This window comes from Glycomyces rhizosphaerae (assembly GCF_042647865.1).
Classification (GTDB): Bacteria; Actinomycetota; Actinomycetes; order Mycobacteriales; family Micromonosporaceae; genus Glycomyces; species Glycomyces rhizosphaerae.
The window spans coordinates 41155-60012 of sequence record NZ_JBHRWO010000018.1 but is presented as its reverse complement, the minus strand read 5'-3'; the positions used below and the strand labels follow the sequence as shown (position 1 = coordinate 60012).

Genomic DNA, 18858 nt, shown 5'->3' with positions numbered 1-18858 from the left:
GGTTGCGGGCACTAAATGGGTGCCACGAGTAATGCGTTCATAGTGTGTACCATATTCACACGACCTCGGCATGCAAGAGGACGCGATGTCTGTTCACGCCCAGGGCATGTCACTGGTTACAGTGATGCCGTTACGGTTTGCGATGGATGCGGAGGAGACGTGGTCGCCAGCGCCCATGAAGCCATCGACGGCCGCTTCGAACTTCGACGGCCGCTCGGGACGGGCATGGCCGAGGTCTACGCAGCGGTCGACCGCCGGGCCGCGGTAGGCGCACCCGACCGTGAAGTGGCGCTGAAACTCATCACGCTCAACCAGGCGAGGGCCCGGACAGCGGCGCCGGCGTTCAAACGCCTGGTGGAGCGGTTTCAGCGCGAGATCGAGATCCTGCGCCGCCTCAAACACCCTGGAGTGCCGCGCCTGATCGCTTCGGGCTACGACGACGAGCGCCACCAGCCGTACCTTGCCATGGAGCTCCTTCATGGATCCACACTCGCCGAAGTGATCGCAGAGGGCGCCGGGACGCTCCCGGTGCGGGCGATCGCGGGCATTGCAGGCCAGGTCGCCGACGTACTCGCCGCTTCTCACGCCGCAGATGTCCTGCACCGAGACCTCAAGCCCGCCAACGTGATGCTGGAGGACGACGGCCGCACCATGGTCCTCGACTTCGGAGTCGGCCTACTGATCGGACCCGATGCGCCCGAGCGCTTGACCTCGACCGGTGCGGCAGTGGGCACCCATCAGTACATGTCTCCCGAGCAGGTCACCGGCGGCAAGCTCACCGCCGCGAGCGACCTCTACAACCTCGGCTGCCTGCTCTACGAGCTCGTCGCCGGGACTCCCCCCTTCACCGAAGGAACCGACCAGCAGATCCTCATGGCGCACCTGCAACGAGAACCCGCCCACCTTGAACTAATGCGCGGTGACCTCCCCGTGGAGCTGACAACGCTGGTCGCCGAGCTGCTCGCCAAGGACCCGAAGGATCGCCCGACGGGTGCTCGATTCGTCGCCGACCGCCTGCGGTCCATCGCCCTTGCGGCGCCGCGCGAGCAACTGCCGACTGGAATATGCCACGGTGATCCGGCCGAAGTGCTCGGCCCGCCCGAGCCTCGAGACGAAAGGCCCGTGGCGGCTCGCCCACCTCTTCCCACTGCGCCGGATGAAGCGGAGAATCCCATGAACGTCTTCGAGATCCACCGGAAGCTCATCGACGAGTACCAGCGCTTCACCTCGGGCGGCGTGGTCATCGCCGATCCGAGGATCAAGAACTTCATCGAAGACGACATGCGCTCCGGCACCCAGTGGCCCAACCCTTTCGTCGCTCTCAACCCGTTCTTCGAACCCGGCGGCCGCGTCGACGAACTGGCCGCCTCAGGCCTGCTCCACCGCGAATGCGCGAACATCTTCCAGGCTGACAAGACCGAGGGCGGGACGGTCTGCGACGGCCGCCCGATCACCCTCCACAAGCACCAGCGTGACGCCATCGAGGCCGCGCAGCGCGGCGAATCCTACGTCCTCACCACCGGAACCGGCTCGGGCAAGTCCCTCTCCTACATCGTCCCCATCGTCGACAAGGTCCTGCGCGAACGCGACGAGAACCCCGCCCGCCGCGGCATCCGGGCGATCGTCGTCTACCCCATGAACGCCTTGGCCAACAGCCAGAAGCAGGAGCTGGAGAAGTTCCTCAGTCGCGGCTACCCCGAAGGCGGCGAACCGGTCACCTTCGCCCGGTACACCGGTCAGGAGCCCGAGTCCGAGCGCGAGAAGATCCGGAAGAACCCGCCCGACATCCTGCTGACGAACTACGTCATGTTGGAACTGCTGCTCACCCGTCCCGAGGAGCGGCAGAAGCTCATCGGTGCCGCCCGCGGCCTCCAGTTCCTGGTCTTCGACGAGCTGCACACCTACCGTGGCCGCCAGGGCGCCGACGTCGCCTGGCTGATCCGCCGCGTCCGCGACGCCTGCGAAGCCCCTGACGTCCAATGCATCGGAACCTCGGCCACGATGGCCACCGAAGGCTCGCCCGCCGAGCAGCGCGAGGAGGTCGCCAAGGTCGCCGCCGAATTGTTCGGCCTCGCCGACCGACCCCGCGTCATCGGCGAGACGCTCGTCCGCGCCTGCTCCGGCGACGCCGCGGCCGTCACCGCCGAGCGGATCGCCGCGCCCGCCGCCCCGGCCCGCTACGCCGACCTCGCCGCCGACCCACTCGCCGCCTGGATCGAGCAGCAGTTCGGACTTCGCACCGACGACACCGGCACTCTGGTCCGGCAGACCCCGACCACTATCGAGGACGCCGCCGAAGCGCTCGACGAGCGGACCGGCGCGGGTCGCGAAGCCTGCGATTCGGCCATCCGCAAGACCCTGCTCGCCGGCTCAGCCGCAAAGCATCCTGAGACCACCCGTCCCCTGTTGGCCTTCCGGCTCCACCAGTTCCTGTCCAAAGGCGACCACGTCTACACCACCGCCGAACCCGAGCAGACCCGCACGTTCACCCGCGACTACCAGGTGGTGGTCCCCGGGACCGCCGACAATTACGACCGCGGCAAGCGGCTGTACCCGTTGGCGTTCTGCCGCGACTGCGGCCAGGAGTACCTGACGGTCCTGCGCACCACCGACATCCGAACCGGCCGATTCGAGTACCGCGCCCGTATCGACAACGACCTGGTCGACGACGACCACGTCCAGACCGGGTACCTCTGCATCGACACCGACCAGCCCTGGACCGCCGACACCGCCGCCCTCATCGCGGACGACCGCCTCCCCGAATCCTGGCTCGAAACCGACGCGGCCGGGAACCGGACCCTCGCGAAGAACAAGGTCGGCCGCGTCCCCCGCGCGGTCCAGGTCGACCCCACCGGATATGAAGGCGACGGCATCGGAGCGGCGTTCATCTCCGGGCGCTTCGAGTTCTGCCTCGCCTGCGGCATCACCCACGAAGGCGCGCGCGGCAAGGACTTCGGCCGCCTCGCCGCGTTCAACCAGGAAGGGCGTTCCTCGGCCACCTCGGTCGTCTCCGCCAACATCCTCGACTCGCTGCGATCGTCCCACCTGCGCGACAAGGCCAAGAAGCTCTTGGCGTTCGTCGACAACCGCCAGGACGCCGCACTCCAGGCCGGGCACCTGAACGACTTCGCCCGCGTCGTCCAGCTGCGCGGCGCTCTTTACCGCGCGCTCAAGAAAGCCGACAGTGGACTTGACGACGAGGACGTGGCCGCCGCCGTCGTCGCCGAAATGGGCCTCGGCCCCGCCGAGTACGCGGCCAGCGAGGCGCTGCCGGGTTCGCAGCTGGCCCGCCGGGCCCGCAGCACCTTCGAAGCGGTCGTCAACCTCCACCTCCACGTGGACCTGCGCCGCGGCTGGCGCGTCACCATGCCGAACCTGGAGCAGACCGGGCAGCTCGTCCTCGAATACCACGACCTCGACCTGATCGCGGAAGGCGACTGGAGCGGCTGCCACCGGGCGCTGGCCGACGCCGATCCGCAGACCCGCCGCGGCCTGCTCAAGGTCCTCCTCGACGCCATGCGGCGATCCCTCGCGATCGAAGCCGACTGCCTTGACGCCGAAGGGTTCGACTCGCTTCAGCGCGGCAGCCAGAGCCGGCTGTCCGAGGCGTGGCGGCTCGACGAGACCGAGGACAAGCCTGAGCAGGCCACGGTCTACCCGATGCCCGAACCCAAGGGGTCCGACAAGTCCTGCGCGTTCATGTCCGGCCGCAGTAAGATGGGTCGCCACGTCGCGAACGTCCTCAATGGATTCGGTAGCCGCCTCTCAACCGATGAGCGGCAGGAGATCATCCACGACATACTGCGCATCCTCGCTCGCTACGGCCTGGTGACCGAGGTGGCGCCGCCGCCGAGCCGGCGCGGCGGCCTGTACCGGGGGCCGCGCCGCCCCGACGCCACCGGCTACCGGGTCAACGCCGGGGCGTTCCTGTGGAAGGCCGGTCGCGGACGCGAAGGCATTGACGACCCGCTGGCGATCACCCGCAGACAGGGGCGTCCGCCCGTCCACACCTACTTCCGGGACCTGTACGACTCACCGGAAGCCGCCCTGGTCAACCTGCGCGCCAAGGAGCACACCGCGCAAGTGAGCCCGACCGAGCGCCAGCTCCGCGAGGACGACTTCCGCGAGGCGCGGCTGCCGCTGCTGTACTGCTCGCCCACGATGGAACTCGGCGTCGACATCGCCGAACTCAACGCGGTCATGATGCGCAACGTCCCCCCGACCCCGGCGAACTACGCGCAGCGCTCGGGCCGGGCGGGGCGCAGCGGCCAGCAGGCCCTCGTGGTCACCTACTGCGCCACCGGCAACAGCCACGACCAGTACTACTTCGACCGCCGCGAGCAGATGACCGCCGGAGCGGTCACGCCGCCGCGCATCGACCTGTGCAACGAAGACCTCATCGCCGCGCACCTCCACGCGATCTGGCTCTCCCAGCTCGACGCCTTCCGGCTCGGCCGCTCCGTCACCGAACTGGTGCAGACCGACGCGCTCGAAGTCGACGACCCCGACACGAAAGCCGAGCTGCCGCTCCACGACCACGTCACAGACGCGATCCGCTCCACGGCCGCCCGCGCCCGGACCCTCGAGATCGCCCGAGCACTCCTCGCCGATCTGGAACCCGTTCTGGCGGAAACCACTTGGTGGGACCAGGAGTGGCTGGAACGCACGGTGAGGCAGATACCCGAGACCTTCGATGCGGCTTTCGGCCGCTGGCGGACCCTCTACCGCTCCGCCAAGGTCGAACGGGAGGAACAGCACCGGCGCCAGGACGACACGAGCCTGACGCCGCGCGATCGCAAGCAGGCCGGGCGCCGCCGCAGGGAGGCTGAGACTCAACTGGCGCTGCTGCGCAACGAGAGCGACGACGACTTCAACCTGGGCGCGGACTTCTACCCGCACCGCTACCTCGCCAGCGAGGGCTTCCTGCCCGGCTACTCCTTCCCTCGGCTCCCCTTGGCCGCCTACATTCCCAACCGCGCAGGCACCGGAGCCGAAGGCGACTACCTCCAGCGCGCCCGCTTCCTGGCCATCCGCGAGTTCGGGCCCGACGCCCTGATCTACCACGAGGGGCGCCGCTACCAGGTCAAGCGGATCCAGTTGCCGCCCAGCGAATCCGGCGACCTCGCGCTCACCCGCGCGAAGCGCTGCCCGGTCTGCGGATGCGGCCACGACGAACGCGATAAGACCGACATCTGCAATATGTGCAAGACCAGGCTCCCGAACGAGGGCCGCCAGAACCTGCTCGAACTGCGCACCGTCTTCACCACCCCCAGGGAGCGGATCTCCTCCGACGAGGAGGAGCGCCGCCGCGCCGGGTACATCCTCGAGACCTCCTACCGCTTCAACGACAAGGGGCAGCAAGGGGGCCGGTCCGACGCGATCGTCCGCGACCGGGACGGCGAGCTCGCCCGCATCGCATACGGCGACGCCGCCACGGTGCGAGTGGCTAACATCCGCCGGAGGATCGCCGGCCGCGACGAACCCGACGGCTACTTCATCGACCCCTCCACCGGGCAGTGGATCAGCAAGAAGCAGGCGGCGGACGCCGTAGGCGACGCCTCCGAACTCGCCGACGACGACACCGAGACCCGCCTCCGTGCCCTAGTGGTGCCCTATGTCGAGGACACCCGCAACATCGCCGTCCTCAGTCTCGACCACGCGATCGACCCCGACCAGGCGCTTTCGCTGATGTACGCGCTCGAACGCGGCATCGAAGCGGCCTTCCAGCTCGAAGACTCCGAACTCACCAGCGATCTGCCCACCGGCAGCGACGACCAGACCAGGTTCCTGCTGTTCGTCGAATCCGCCGAAGGCGGCGCAGGCGTGCTCCGCAGACTGCATCAGGACCCGGGCGCACTCGCCAAGGCCGCCCGCAGAGCCCTGGAGATCTGCCACTTCGACCCCGAAACCGGCGAAGACCTGTGGAGCGAGGACTGCGCCAAAGGCTGCTACAAGTGCCTGCTCTCCTACGGCAACCAGATCGTGCACGACCGCATCAACCGCCACGGCGCCAAGGATCTCCTGCTCAAACTCGCCCGCGCGCAGGCGCTGCCGACCGCCGCCGGGAAGTCCCGCACCGACGAGCACCGCCGCCTGGAACAGGGCACCGACTCCAGCCTGGAACGCGACTTCCTCGCCATGGTCAAAGCAGAGGGCTACCGGCTCCCGAGCCAGACCCAAGTCCTGCTCGACGAGCACCACGCCCGCCCCGACTTCGTCTACTACGTCGAAGGCGGCACCTACGCCGTGTTCGTCGACGGGCCCGTCCACGACCGCACCGACGTGGCCCTGCGCGACGCCGAGGCCGAAACACGGCTCATCGACGCCGGCTGGATGGTCATTCGGTTCCGCTACGACGACGACTGGCATGATGTGATCGCCCGCCACCGCGAGGTCTTCGGACCCGGCAAAGCCAAGACCGCTGACGACACCGAGGAATCAGCATGACCGACATCGCCCCCGGCAGCCTCGTCACCGCCCGCGGCCGCGACTGGGTCGTCCTGCCCGAGTCCGAGACCGACCTGCTCGTCCTGCGTCCCCTCGGCGGCTCCGACGACGACATCGCCGCGATCTTCCCCGAACTGGAGACGGTCGAGCCGGCCAGCTTCCCGCCCCCCACGGTCGACGACCTCGGCGACGCCTCCTCGGCCGGGCTCCTGCGCACCGCCATGCAGATCGGCTTCCGCTCCTCGGCCGGGCCCTTCCGATCCCTCGCCCAGATCGCCGTCGAACCCCGCGCCTACCAGCTCGTGCCGCTGCTCATGGCCCTGCGCCAGGACACCGCCCGACTGCTCATCGGCGACGACGTCGGCGTCGGCAAGACCATCGAGGCCGGACTGATCGCCGCCGAATTCCTCGCCTCCGGTGAAGCGAAGGGCCTGGCCGTGCTGTGCTCGCCCGCGCTGGCCGAGCAGTGGCAGGCGGAGCTGCGCGGCAAGTTCGGCATCGACGCCGAACTCGTCCTCTCCTCCACAGTGGCCAAACTGGAACGGGGACTCGAATCCGGCGAGTCGCTGTTCGACCGCTACCCCAACATCATCGTCTCCACCGACTTCATCAAATCGCCCCGCCACCGCGACCTGTTCATCCGCCACTGCCCGGACCTGGTGATCGTCGACGAGGCCCACACCTGCGTCGCCACCGACGACCGCGCCGGCAAAGGCCAGCAGCTCAGATTCGAACTCCTGCAACGACTCGCCGCAGACCCCTCCCGCCATCTGCTCCTGCTCACCGCCACACCGCACAGCGGCAAGGCCACCGGGTTCCGCAACCTCCTCGGCCTCCTGGACCCGGGCCTGGAGGACGTCGACCTCAAGACCGACACGGGGCGCCGCCGCCTCGCCCGCTACTTCGTGCAGCGCCGCCGCGTCGACATCCGCCGCTACCTCGACCAGGACACCGCCTTCCCCTCCGACCGGCAGTTCCGCGACCAGGTCTACCAGCTCACCCCCGCCTACCGGGCCCTGCTCGACGACGCCCTCGCGTTCGCGCGCGGCCGCCTCGCCGCCTCCTCCGGACTGGAGCACCGCAAAGCCTGGTGGTCCACACTGGCCATGCTCCGCTCCATCGTCTCCTCACCGCGCGCCGCCGCCCAGACCTGCGCCTCCCGGTCCCGCACCGCCCAGGCCGGGTCCATCGACGAGGCCGACGAACTCGGCCGCCCCATCGCCTACGACTTCACCGACGCCGACCGCATCGAAGGCGTCGACGTCTCGCCCGGCGCCGTCGACGACGACCACGCCGCCGTCCTCGAAGCGCTCCAGAAGCAGGCCGAAGCCCTCGAAGGCCCCGAGCACGACGCGAAACTCGCCGTCCTCATCAAGCAGCTCAAAGTCCTCCTGAAGGACGGCTACAACCCCATCGTGTTCTGCAAGTACATCGGCACCGCCGACTACGTCGCCGAACAGCTCGCCAGCGCCCTCGGCAAGAAGACCCACGTCAAGGCCGTCACCGGCACGATCTCCCCGCAGCAGCGCATCGACCGCATCGAGGCCTTCGCCGCGCTGGCCGCCGAAGAGCCCGACTCCCGGCGGGTCCTGGTCGCCACCGACTGCCTCTCCGAGGGCGTGAACCTCCAGCACCACTTCGACGCCGTCGTCCACTACGACCTCGCCTGGAACCCGACCCGCCACGACCAGCGGGAAGGCCGCGTCGACCGGTTCGGCCAGTCCACCGACCAGGTCAAGGTCGTCACTATCTACGGCAAGGACAACGGCGTCGACGGCAAGGTCCTCGACGTCCTGATCAGGAAGCACCGCCAGATCTACGAGACGCTCGGCTACCGCGTCTCCGTCCCCGACGAGACTTCCTCCGCCGTGACGAGCGCCGTCGTCGAATGGGTCCTCATGCGCGACTCCGGGCCCGACAAGGAGCAGCCGCTCCTGGACGGCCTCCTCCAACTCGAAGCCGAAGTCGAGCAGGCCTGGCAGTCCGCCGCCGAACGGGAGAAGGCCTCCCGCACCCGCTACGCGCAGGAGCCCATCCGCACCGACGAGGTCGCCACCGAACTCGCCGCCGTCCGCGACGCACTCGGCGAAGCCGAGAACATCGCCCCGTTCACCCGCCACGCCCTCCACGCCCTCGGAGGACTGATCACCGCGCCCGGGCCGCAGGGTTTCAACGCCGACGTCTCGGCCACCCCGGTCGGCCTGCGCGACGCGCTCGCCGCCGCTCTCGGCGGCGAAGCGGTGGACGGGAACCGGCCCATCCCGTTCCACACCCAGCCGGCCGTCGCACGTGGCGAGGCCGCCCTCGTCCGCACCGACCCGGCCGTGGCCGCCATCGCCGACTTCGTCCTCAACGGCGCCCTCGACGACACGATCGACGAGGCCCACCGCCCGGCCCGCCGCCTCGGGGTCATGCGCACCTCCGCCGTAGCCAAGCGCACCACGCTCCTGCTGGTGCGCTTCCGCTTCCAACTGCGGATGCCCTCCCGTCACGGCGTGCGCCACCTCGTCGCCGAGGACGCCCGCATCCTCGCCTTCCAAGGCGCGCCGAGCAACCCGACCTGGCTCGACGACGAAGCGACCGCGGCCCTTCTCACCGCCGAACCGGACGACAACACCGCTCCCGAGTTCGCCCGCAACGCCGCGAAGCTGATCCTCGACGGCCTGCCTGGACTCGACGCGCACCTGAACGCCACCGCCGACCGGCTCGCCGAACGCCTCGCCGACTCCCACCAGCGCGTCCGCGCCGAGACCGGCCGCAAGACCTCCACCGTCCTCGACGTCACCGCGCAGCGCCCCGCCGACCTCCTCGGCGTCTACGTCTACCTGCCCGTCCCCACCGGAGCCGCATGATGCCGACCACCACCGGCCACACCGCCGTCACCACCGAAGGCGACCTCATCGCGGGCGAACTGCTCACCCGCATCGAACGCGGCATCGAACTCGACGGCGCCCGGCCCGCCGACTACGGCGCCATCGGCCGCCGCAGCGTCGCCGACGACGCCGAACGCGCCTGGGACTACCTCAAGACCGCATGGACCGGCCTGCGCGACACCGTCCCCGCCTCGGACCACCCCACCGATCCGACCGGGGCCGCCCGCCGCTCCTGGATCGAACCGCTGTTCTCCGAACTCGGCTACGGCCGACTCGCGAGCACCGGCGGCGGCATCGCCTCCGACGACGGCCAGAAGCGGTTCGCGATCAGCCACCGGTGGACGCACGTCCCGATCCATCTCGCCGACTGGGCAACCGGCCTCGAAGACCGCCAAGCCGGACAGCCCGCCCCGCACTCGCTCGTACAGGAATGCCTCAACTCCACTGGCACGCACCTGTGGGGCCTCGTCACCAACGGCCGCCAACTGCGGCTGCTGCGCGACTCCACGGCCATCGCCGGAACCGCGTACGTCGAGTTCGATCTCGAGACGATCTTTGACAACGAGCTGGTCAACGAGTTCATCCTGCTTTACCGGCTGTTGCACGTCTCCCGCTTCGAGGTCGCCGACGACGCCCCACCCTCGGCCTGCTGGCTGGAGAAGTGGCGCACCAGCGCCATCCAGGCCGGAATGCGCGCCCTCGACCAGATGAAGACCGGCGTCCGCGACGCCATCACTGTCCTCGGCACCGGATACCTGAGCCACCCGGCCAACGGCCACCTCATCGACAACCTCGACGCCGAACAGTTCCACCGGGCCCTGCTGCGGGTCATCTACCGCCTGCTGTTCCTGTTCGTGGCAGAAGACAAGGGCGTCCTGCACCCTGAGGACGCCGATGAGCAGGCCAAGGAGCGGTACCGCAAGTACTACTCGTCGGCGAGGTTGCGAGCGCACGCCAGGCGTCGGCGCGGTACGACGCATGGAGACCTGTACCAGGGACTCAGGCTGGTGCTGGGTGCGCTGGGAAGCGAAGGCGGGCAACCGAAACTGGCGCTGCCGGGGCTCGGCGGCATCTTCGAGGACACCGAAGCCGACGAGGTCCTGGACGGCTTGCGGCTCTCGAACGAGTACCTGCTGCGCGCGGTACGCGCGCTGGCGGTCGTGCGCGACAGGAAGACCCGACGCAACCGGGCCATCGACTACCGACACCTCGACGCTGAGGAGCTCGGGTCGGTGTACGAGTTCCTGCTGGAGCTGGTGCCTAAGTACAGCCCGGCGCAGCGGCGGTTCCAGCTCATAGAGCTGGCCGGGAACCAGCGCAAGACGACCGGCTCGTACTACACGCCTTCGAACCTCATTGAGCGCCTGCTCGACACGACCCTTGACCCGGTGATCGACGCGGCCGTGAAGCGGGGAGAAGCAAAGGGCGGAGCCGATCCGGCACAAGCCATTGAGAAGGAACTGCTGGACCTCACGGTCTGTGACCCGGCCTGCGGATCGGGGCACTTCCTGGTAGCGGCGGCGAGGCGCATCGCGAAGAAACTTGCAGCCGTGAGGGAGCAGAACCCTGAACCGACGCCGAAGGCGCTGCGGGCGGCGCTGCGGGAAGTGGTCGGCCGATGCATCTACGGCGTCGACATCAATCCGATGGCAGTTGAGCTGGCCAAAGTCTCGCTATGGATGGAGGGGTTGGAACCGGGGAAGGCACTCGGGTTCCTTGACGCCCATATCAGGTGCGGGAACTCTCTGGTCGGTGCTTACCCGGCGCTGATGGCCAAGGGGATTCCTGACGAAGCGTGGGATCCGATCGAAGGCGACGACAAGGCCATCGCGCGGAAGCTGAAGAAGCGTAACAAGGAGGAGCGGACCGCACGCGAGCATGGCGGTGGTCGACTGGACGGGCTCTTCGAGCTTGAGGCGGGAGCCAGCCACTCGAACTCTGCGCTGGCGAAGAGCCTGCGGCGGATTCTCGAAGCGCCCTCGGACAGTATTCGCGATGTCCGGCGGAAGGCCAAGGCGTACAAGGAGCTCCAGGAGTCCGAGGAGTACCGGAAGGAAATATTGCTCGCCGACACCTGGTGCGCGGCGTTCTTCTGGATGAAGGACGCGCGAGAGGACCAGGAGCTCGCACCTACTGATGGGACCTACTGGGACCTCGACGAGTTCGGGTTCGACAACCCGATCGGCCAGGCCATCGCAAGGCAGGCCGCCGAGATCGGCGACGCGAACCGCTTCTTCCACTGGCACTTGGAGTTTCCTGAGGTTTTCAGCTCAGGGCCCGAAGTCAAAGCCAGCGGACACGCAGGGTGGGACGGCGGCTTTGACGCTGTTGTGGGGAACCCGCCTTGGGAACGCATCAAGCTCCAGGAGCTCGAGTTCTTCGCGACACGAGATATCAAGGTCGCTGAGGCTTCAAATGCTGCTGCCCGGAAGCGCCTGATCGCGAACCTGGGCGAGGACAATCCGCGGCTTCACGCGAGTTTCCTTGCGGCGAAGCGGGAATCATCCGGAAGCGCTCATTTCCTGAAGTCTTCAGGGCGCTGCCCGCTCACCGCTATGGGCGACATCAATACCTACAGCATTTTCGCTGAGACCGATCGAACGATCACAGGACCGCGTGGCAGGACCGGCGTTATAGTCCCGACAGGGATCGCAACCGACGCCACTACGCAGAGATTTTTCAGAGATCTAGTCGAATCCAAGTCACTTGCAGCGCTTTACGACTTTGAGAATTCGGCACCCGTGTTCCCCGACGTGCACCGTTCCTTCAAGTTCTGCATCCTGTCGATTGCAGGCCCGGCTGCGCGCGAAGAAGTCGCCAGGTTCGCCTTCTTTCTCCACGACCCAGCCGAACTCGACGATGCCTCGAAGTCCTTCAATCTCTACCCGGAAGAGATTCTGCTCCTGAACCCGAACACCGGAACCTGCCCGGTATTCCGGAGCCGGCGGGATGCTGAGATCACCCTGGGCATCTATCGCCGGGTGCCGGTACTTGTCAAGGAAGGCGACCCGAACGGGAATCCTTGGGGAGTATCGTTCATGACGATGTTTCATATGTCTAACGACTCGCATCTCTTTCGCTCCCGCGAAAGGCTTGAGGAAGACGGATGGCGTTTGGAAGGCAACACCTTCATCCGGGGCGACGAGCGGATGCTTCCGCTCTATGAGTCAAAAATGATGCACCATTACGACCATCGTTGGGCGACTTATGGGCAGGACGGCTCGATCCGCGATTGCACGCTGTCGGAGAAGCAATCGTCCAATGATGTAGTACAGCCCCGCTATTGGGTGTCAATGAATGACGTTGATAGCGGTAAGCGCGATAAGAAGGGCCAGATCATATACGAATCGGGCGTTTCAAGTCGGCTAAATTCAGTCGGATGGAATCGCGAATGGCTGATTGGCTGGAGGGATATTTGCCGATCCACGGATGAACGTACCGGAATCATTGGCCCGTTTCCTAAGGCGGCCGTGGGGAACAATCTGCCGATATCGATCGTTAACCTTAAAGACACGATAGACGTGGCAAATCTGATTTCGAATTGCAGCGCCTTCGTTTTTGATTATCAAACTCGTCTCAAGGTGGGGGGAGTACATCTCAACTTCTTCATCTCCAAGCAGCTGCCAGTGTTGGATCCCATTTCGCAACACGCGCATACTGCATTTACTGCTCCCAGGGTACTCGAACTTGCGTTTACTTCAAATGACATGAGGTCCTTGGCGCGAGATCTGGGCGATGAAGGCGAACCTTTTGTTTGGAATGAGGAACGGCGGTTTGTGATGCGGGCGGAGTTGGATGCTTTGTTCTTCCATCTCTATGGCATTGAGCGTGAGGATGTTGATTACATCATGGAGACGTTCCCGATTGTCAAGCGCAAGGACATTGCGAAGTTCGGTAGCTTCCGAACTAAGGAGCTGATCCTTGAGATTTACGACCAGATGGCTGCCATCGGAGTGTCGTTCGAGAACCCGCCTGTCGATGGGGAGAACTTCTTCTCGCGGTTGACGCCTCCTCCCGGCCAAGGTCCGCGTCACGCTCCGCGTGAATCGTAAGGTGTCGGATTGGCGACAGAAGCCGGGTTACGTGGCGGGTTACGGGCGTCGTTCTGTCGGAAACGCCGTCCTGATGGTTGTGTCTGCTGTAGTGCTTCTGCCACTATCCGTGTCATGAGCGCGAAGGCTTTCCTCACCATCATCCAGATCGCACGGTTGCTCGTGCAGTACCGCAAGCGGGCCAAGCTCACCCACAAGTCGGTCGCTGACAAGGTCCAGATGAGCGTTTCGAAGATCCGCGACCTTGAACACGCGCGGTCTCCACAAGTGAAGTGGGCGGACATGCTTGCGTTCGCACGCGTCTATGGGCTCAGCCCTGAAGAAACCGAGAATCTTGTTCGGCTCGCTGAGTCCTCCGAGACCCCGGATCTCTTCCACTCCTTCAAGATCCCGTCGGTCTTCTTCACCTTCCTTCAAATGGAGCTGACAGCCTCGAAGATCATGATCTGCGAATCGGAGCTCATCACCGGCCTGTTCCAGACCGAGGCGTACATGGACGCCATCACGGATGACGACGCGCCTGACCGCAAGGGCCCGGCCGGAGCGGCCGGGTTCCGGCTCGACCGCCAGACCAGCTTCATGGAACGGGACTGGTTGCCCGAGGTCGTCTACCTGACTTCGGAAGCGGCGCTTCGCCACGAGATCGGCGGCTCGGAGGTGATGGCGCAGCAGCTTGAGCACCTCAAGCAGCTCGACCGGGACTTCTCGCTGTTCAAGTTCCTTGTGGTGCCTTTCTCTGCGGGGGCGTACCGTTCGCTTGGTAGCTCCTATCGGATCTTCGAGTTCGAGGGCGGCGAGTTCCCCAAGACGGTCTACCTAGAATCGTTTGAAGGGGCTCGTTACTGTGAGGTGCCGGAGACGGTGGCCTCCTTCCAGAACGCCTTCGACGAGTCTGTCAAGAAGGCCATACCGATGAAGGATTTCAAACTGTCATGAGGACAACGAAGTGGCGCAAGTCCAGCCGTTCCGGCAACGGTCAAGCTGGCAGCGACTGCGTTGAAGCCCGTGCCGCCGGGGCCGGGTTCGAGGTTCGCGACTCCAAGCTCTCCGAGGACTCCCCGGTCTTCGGTCTGGAGCAGGGCGACTTCGTCGCGCTGCTGGAGAACGCGAAACGCTGAACCAGTCGGCCCGCAGACCTCCCGGTGCTGACAACCCGAGCGGGTGCCTGAGGGCCAGGCAACCAACGGCAGGAGCCGAAAGCGCCAGTCAACCGAACCGCAACTACCGACACCGAGCCGGGGCCCGCACACGCGGGCCCCGGCTCAGCTTGATGGACTTCCGGAAGGATCCGGTTGGAGGTCGACCCAACCCGCCTCACTCCCTCGCCGGTGCGACCCGCCCGCTACCTCCAGAGCACCAGGTACGCTACGAACCCCATCAGACAGACCATGACCCCGAACAGGAATCCGCTGAGTTCCGAGCGATCGCTCTCCTCGTCCTCCTGAACGAGTCGAGCGATCTCCTGTTCCAGGTGTTCTCTCGCCTGCTCGTGCGCGAAGCACACCTGATTGAGCCGGCCGATCTCCGCTACGAGGTCCTCGACGCTGTGCCGCTCAAGCGGCAGGAACGGATCGATCGCCACTACATGCCGCCGTCGATCGCGGCTTCGATACTCGCGTGCAGCTCGTCGAGGTACCCGCTGGTCGCGAGGAACTCGGCCATCGAAGTAGCGGTCATCGCGCATTCCGCGGTTCCGGCGGGTTCGCATCCGGCCTCGAAGACCTCGCCGGGTTCGAACCGCACCAGTATCTCGACCGTGTAGAAGTCACCGAGGAGGACGGCGGTCGCCATCGACCGCTGAGCGGTCTGGTTGGTCGGCGTCTCCTGGGCGGTGATCCGGGAGTCGTGCCAGGGTGAGCCGCTCTCCAACTGGAGCTCCGTGTCGATCGGCGCGTCGCTGAACGACTCAGCAGTCCCCTTGGCCGAGTCCTGGTAGTGCTCGAACGCGAGCACGTTCGTGTCGAACACGTCGATGACGGCGTGCACGGGGTCGAACCCGGGGCCCTCTTCCGGTTCGACGAAGACCGTGCAGGTGCCGGTCCAGGCGGTGTCGGGCTCGTCGGGATACGAGGTGGAGGTGTAGTCGACGGTCCCCGCGTTCGCGAACTCGCCGAGGAGCGGCTCGAAATTTAGTGCAGGGCAGGCGCCGTCGAACTCGGACAGCGCGGCGGCGCGGTCGTCGAACCGTTGCAGCTCAGGAGGAGTGGCCTCGGCGACCGTAGTGGGTTCCGCGGTCTCGGGGTCCACTGCTTCACCGTCGGGCGATTCCTCAGCTGTACAGCCGAAGAGGGAGACGGTCGCCATGAAGACCGCGACGGCTCCGACTGCGAACTTCGGTCTCATGGTTCAGTACCCGCTTCCCGCCACAAGATAGGTGGTGCCGATCAAGTCGAAGTCCGCCTGGGACAAGTTCCGGAGCTGCGCCGCGCACTCGGCCCGGAGGTCCGAGGCCTCCTGGGCGGCCTGGCCGACCCCCTCGACCATAGTCGTCATGACTTCGCGGACTTTCTCGGCTGAAGGAATGAGTTCGGTCTTCGGGTTCAAGGTCGCGTCGACTCCCGCGAGCCCGCCGATGGTGGAGAGCAGCCCCGTGATGCCGATCGTGCTCGCCGCGACGGGGCCGAGAACAGGAGCCAGCCCGACCGTACCGGTGACCAGGCCGGTGGTGGTGAGCACGCTGATCGCCTGGTCGCCGAAGAGTCGCCGCACCGAGAGCTCGTCGATCCGCGCCTGTCCGTTCCGCAGGGCTCCGGCCACCGCGAAGTGCAGCCCTATCTGCATCGCCAGGTCGGAGTCCGCCCCTCGCGTCAGGTTCAAAGCGATGGCGATATGCCGTTGCAGCGCTTCGCGGACCGCCTCCGAGTACTGCTCCCTGAAAGTCTCGGCATCTTTGCCCTCCCAGTTCTGGCCGAGCGCCTCGATGTGCGCAAGCGTCGTGGAAAGGTCGCTCTGCGTCGCGTCGAAGGCCGCGTACAGGTCCGAATGCGCCTGCGCGGTGTGGAACATGCCGTCGAGGTCGTCGAACTGCAATGCCGTATCGCAGGCGGTGCGCAGATCGCCCACCAGGATCTTCGCCCGCTCCTCGCCCGCGGCTTCGATGTCCCCGATCACCGCGTCGGGATCAGGTCCCATCGGGGCGTACCCCTGGTAGTAGTTCATGCCGTCGACGGTGGGGAGGACGATCTCGGGGCCGTCGTACCACTTGAACGTGGTGATCGTCTCCGCCCCCCAGCCGTCGCCGCCGATGGTGACATTGTCGCCGACACCGGCCTTGTGGTCCTCCCACTGCTCCTTGGACATGTCGATGTAGGACTCCCAGCCTGGGTAGAGCTCCTTAGCGACCTCGCGGATCATCGCATCGCGAACGGGCGGCTCGAACCCCTCGACGAAGGCGAGGATCTCCGGTTTCGTCGGCACTCCGGTGGGGTCGTACGGCCCGTCCGGTTGCGGGGGAGCGGGTGTGATGGTCCCGGTCTCGGGTTCGAGGTATTCCTCCTGGAACTCGTCGACCGCCCACTCGGCGGCGTCCGCCGCATCGGAGACCCGGTCGGAAACGGTGCCGACCGGATCGGTCACCAAGCCCTCGGCAGTCTCTGCTAGTTCGTCCCAAAAGCTCACAGCGCCGTTCCTTCGGTTCGGGTGGAGGAAGATCCGCCGAGATGCTTGTCGAACTCGCTCGGCGCCTCGGTCAGTGAATCGCCGCTCTGGCCTTCCTCCATCGGTGTGTAACCGCCCGTCTCGAAATCGGCGGAAGCCGCCTCTTCCAGTGCACTCATGGAAGCCGCGATCTCACCTTCCGCCAGTTCATCGTCGTCTGCGATCTGTTCGAGCTCGGGGCCGAGGCGGTCGTAGTTCTGCCTCGATTCCACGACCGCGTTGCGAAGCAGCAGGTGGTAGTCGGTGAACACGGCGGCCACCTCCGCTGACATCCCGTTGGTCTCGAGATGGCCGCCCGCGTCGACCACGAGCTGTTCCAGGGCCTCGTAGGCATCGGCGAGGACGGGCACGTCGGTTCTGGCGACTTCACGAGTCGCTTCGGGGTCGAAGTTCCTGTCGCTCAAGTCAGGGGGCTCCTCTTCATTAGGGTGCAATGGCGATTTCCGGGGCATATCGATCCAATGCAGAGCAGCACTCATGGTAGCGGATCCCTGCCGCAATCGAAGTACGCAAAAGGGGGACCGAGCGCGATGCTCGTCTCCTCCGTCCTGCTTCCCCTCTTGTAGGAGAGGACGATGTCTGCCGCGTAGTCGAGGACGCCCGGCGGGCGCTGCTACCAAAGGCGTCGACGCGAGGTCGCCTCGATACCGGTGTTGATCATCAACACCTCTGAACGCCACTGCCGACCGCACCTCCTCCGCGTATAGCGCGAATGACTGCCGGATTAAACCCCAGGTCAAAGGCTTGGAATGACCGCTCGACTCTCCTATGGTCAATGTGTCGGCGCGCGGTGGGGCGCACCGGCTCGGCGGGAGGAAGCGGCTCGGCGCTGCCATTGGTGGGGCTTCCTTCCGCCGCCTCATCGATGAGACGGAGCGAGACCATGCCGCAAGCGCAACCGCAGACCGAACCGGGCGTAATCCGGCTCGGGCACATTGTCATCGAGAGCCACAGGGCCGTCGTCACCTGGCCCGGCTCCGGCGACGGCGTCGCCATCGACTTCCCCGACCTGCGTTCGCGCTTCGGCATTGTGGCCGGGCTCGACCGCGACCCCCGGCTCCGTGTCGAGCCGTGCCACGCGTCCCTCGTTGACCTCGAAGGCCGGATGCTCATCCTTGAAGCGGTCGCAGCACTGTGGATTCGCCACTCCATCGCCTCGGTCCCTGCGGCGCTGCGAAGGGGGGTGTGCCGATGAGTCGCCGTCCGCAGCCCTCGCCGGTCCGCACCGCCGGTCGCCATGAGTGGGGGAGGACCGTTGTCGCGGGCTGTGCGATCCGCATGTGGGCCGACCTGCGCAACCGCCGCACCGTCATCCAGCTCGACACCCCCGAGTCTCAGGATGTCGGCGTCGTGGTCACGATCGGCGACGTCGGCGCTGCTGACCTCGGCCGTCCGGTCCTGCTCGTCAACCCGCAGCAGCGCTCCTGGGCCGGCACGCGCGAGGCCCGCATCCGCCTGCTGGACTTTGCAGTCCGCTACTTCCGCGACATGGAGGCGTCCGCATGAGCACCGCAGCGCGCACCGAATTCGAGCTCGGCACCTTCAGATTCGCGAGAGTCCTGTCCTTCGCCGTCCTCGGCGACGACCCGCACGACCCCGGCACGGTCCGCGTCGTCCTCGACGACGGCATCCAGGAGCCGTACCCGATCCTCGCTATCGAATCCGTCGGCCGCTTCGAGCCACCGCCCGTGTCGGTCTGGCGCGAGAACTGGATCGCCCCGAGCGACCCCTGGGCGCGCATCATCTACGGCAACACCCTCGGTGTGATCCGCCAGGCCCGCGCCCGAATCAAACGAACCGGCCTGTCGGCTTGAGCGTGTCGAAGACAA

The 18858-nt window shown here is 66.4% G+C and carries 12 protein-coding genes; 8 read left to right on the top strand and 4 right to left on the bottom strand.

What is annotated here, in order from left to right; genetic code table 11:
- Window positions 1-159: 159 nt before the first annotated feature.
- The 5 genes from ACFO8M_RS18290 to ACFO8M_RS18270 all read left to right on the top strand — a co-directional run bounded on the left by ACFO8M_RS18290 (window position 160) and on the right by ACFO8M_RS18270 (window position 14490).
- Window positions 160-6447, top strand: coding sequence for a protein kinase domain-containing protein (locus ACFO8M_RS18290; RefSeq protein ID WP_387978196.1), 6288 nt, complete (start codon window positions 160-162; stop codon window positions 6445-6447).
- Window positions 6444-9299 carry a DEAD/DEAH box helicase gene (locus tag ACFO8M_RS18285; RefSeq protein WP_387978194.1) on the top strand — a complete coding sequence of 952 codons (2856 nt, stop codon included), beginning with the start codon at window positions 6444-6446 and terminating at the stop codon, window positions 9297-9299. Before ACFO8M_RS18290 ends, ACFO8M_RS18285 begins: the two co-directional genes overlap by 4 nt.
- The gene (locus tag ACFO8M_RS18280; RefSeq protein ID WP_387978192.1) at window positions 9299-13372 is read left to right on the top strand and encodes an Eco57I restriction-modification methylase domain-containing protein; all 4074 of its coding nucleotides are present in this window, start codon (window positions 9299-9301) and stop codon (window positions 13370-13372) included. The genes ACFO8M_RS18285 and ACFO8M_RS18280 overlap by 1 nt, the downstream gene beginning before the upstream one ends.
- Before the next feature lie 114 nt (window positions 13373-13486).
- Complete coding sequence (locus tag ACFO8M_RS18275) at window positions 13487-14308, top strand: helix-turn-helix domain-containing protein (RefSeq protein WP_387978190.1); 822 nt, start codon at window positions 13487-13489, stop codon at window positions 14306-14308.
- Window positions 14305-14490, top strand: a complete 186-nt coding sequence (locus ACFO8M_RS18270) for a DUF397 domain-containing protein (protein ID WP_387978188.1) — start codon at window positions 14305-14307, stop codon at window positions 14488-14490. The genes ACFO8M_RS18275 and ACFO8M_RS18270 overlap by 4 nt, the downstream gene beginning before the upstream one ends.
- A 224-nt stretch (window positions 14491-14714) precedes the next feature.
- On the opposite strand, the gene ACFO8M_RS18265 is transcribed toward ACFO8M_RS18270, so the two are convergent.
- From ACFO8M_RS18265 to ACFO8M_RS18250, 4 genes are read right to left on the bottom strand one after another with little or no spacing between them, the layout of a single operon-like run.
- On the bottom strand, window positions 14715-14954 hold the full coding sequence (locus ACFO8M_RS18265) for a hypothetical protein (protein ID WP_387978186.1): 240 nt from the start codon (window positions 14952-14954) through the stop codon (window positions 14715-14717).
- Window positions 14954-15715: a hypothetical protein gene (locus ACFO8M_RS18260; protein ID WP_387978185.1), complete on the bottom strand. Its 762-nt coding sequence runs from the start codon at window positions 15713-15715 to the stop codon at window positions 14954-14956. The genes ACFO8M_RS18265 and ACFO8M_RS18260 overlap by 1 nt, the downstream gene beginning before the upstream one ends.
- A gap of 3 nt (window positions 15716-15718) precedes the next feature.
- A complete protein-coding gene (locus ACFO8M_RS18255) occupies window positions 15719-16990 on the bottom strand; it encodes a hypothetical protein (RefSeq protein ID WP_387978183.1) in 1272 nt (423 codons plus the stop codon).
- On the bottom strand, window positions 16987-17433 hold the full coding sequence (locus ACFO8M_RS18250) for a hypothetical protein (protein ID WP_387978181.1): 447 nt from the start codon (window positions 17431-17433) through the stop codon (window positions 16987-16989). Before ACFO8M_RS18250 ends, ACFO8M_RS18255 begins: the two co-directional genes overlap by 4 nt.
- 479 nt (window positions 17434-17912) lie before the next feature.
- On the opposite strand from ACFO8M_RS18250, the gene ACFO8M_RS18245 reads away from it, so the two are divergent.
- Genes ACFO8M_RS18245 through ACFO8M_RS18235 form a run of 3 tightly spaced genes read left to right on the top strand, consistent with a single transcriptional unit; the run spans window position 17913 to window position 18843 of the window.
- A complete protein-coding gene (locus ACFO8M_RS18245; protein WP_387978179.1) occupies window positions 17913-18224 on the top strand; it encodes a hypothetical protein in 312 nt (103 codons plus the stop codon).
- A complete protein-coding gene (locus tag ACFO8M_RS18240) occupies window positions 18221-18535 on the top strand; it encodes a hypothetical protein (RefSeq protein WP_387978177.1) in 315 nt (104 codons plus the stop codon). The genes ACFO8M_RS18245 and ACFO8M_RS18240 overlap by 4 nt, the downstream gene beginning before the upstream one ends.
- Entirely contained in the window at window positions 18532-18843 is a 312-nt protein-coding gene (locus ACFO8M_RS18235; protein WP_387978175.1) for a hypothetical protein, read from the top strand. Before ACFO8M_RS18240 ends, ACFO8M_RS18235 begins: the two co-directional genes overlap by 4 nt.
- Window positions 18844-18858 lie beyond the last annotated feature (15 nt).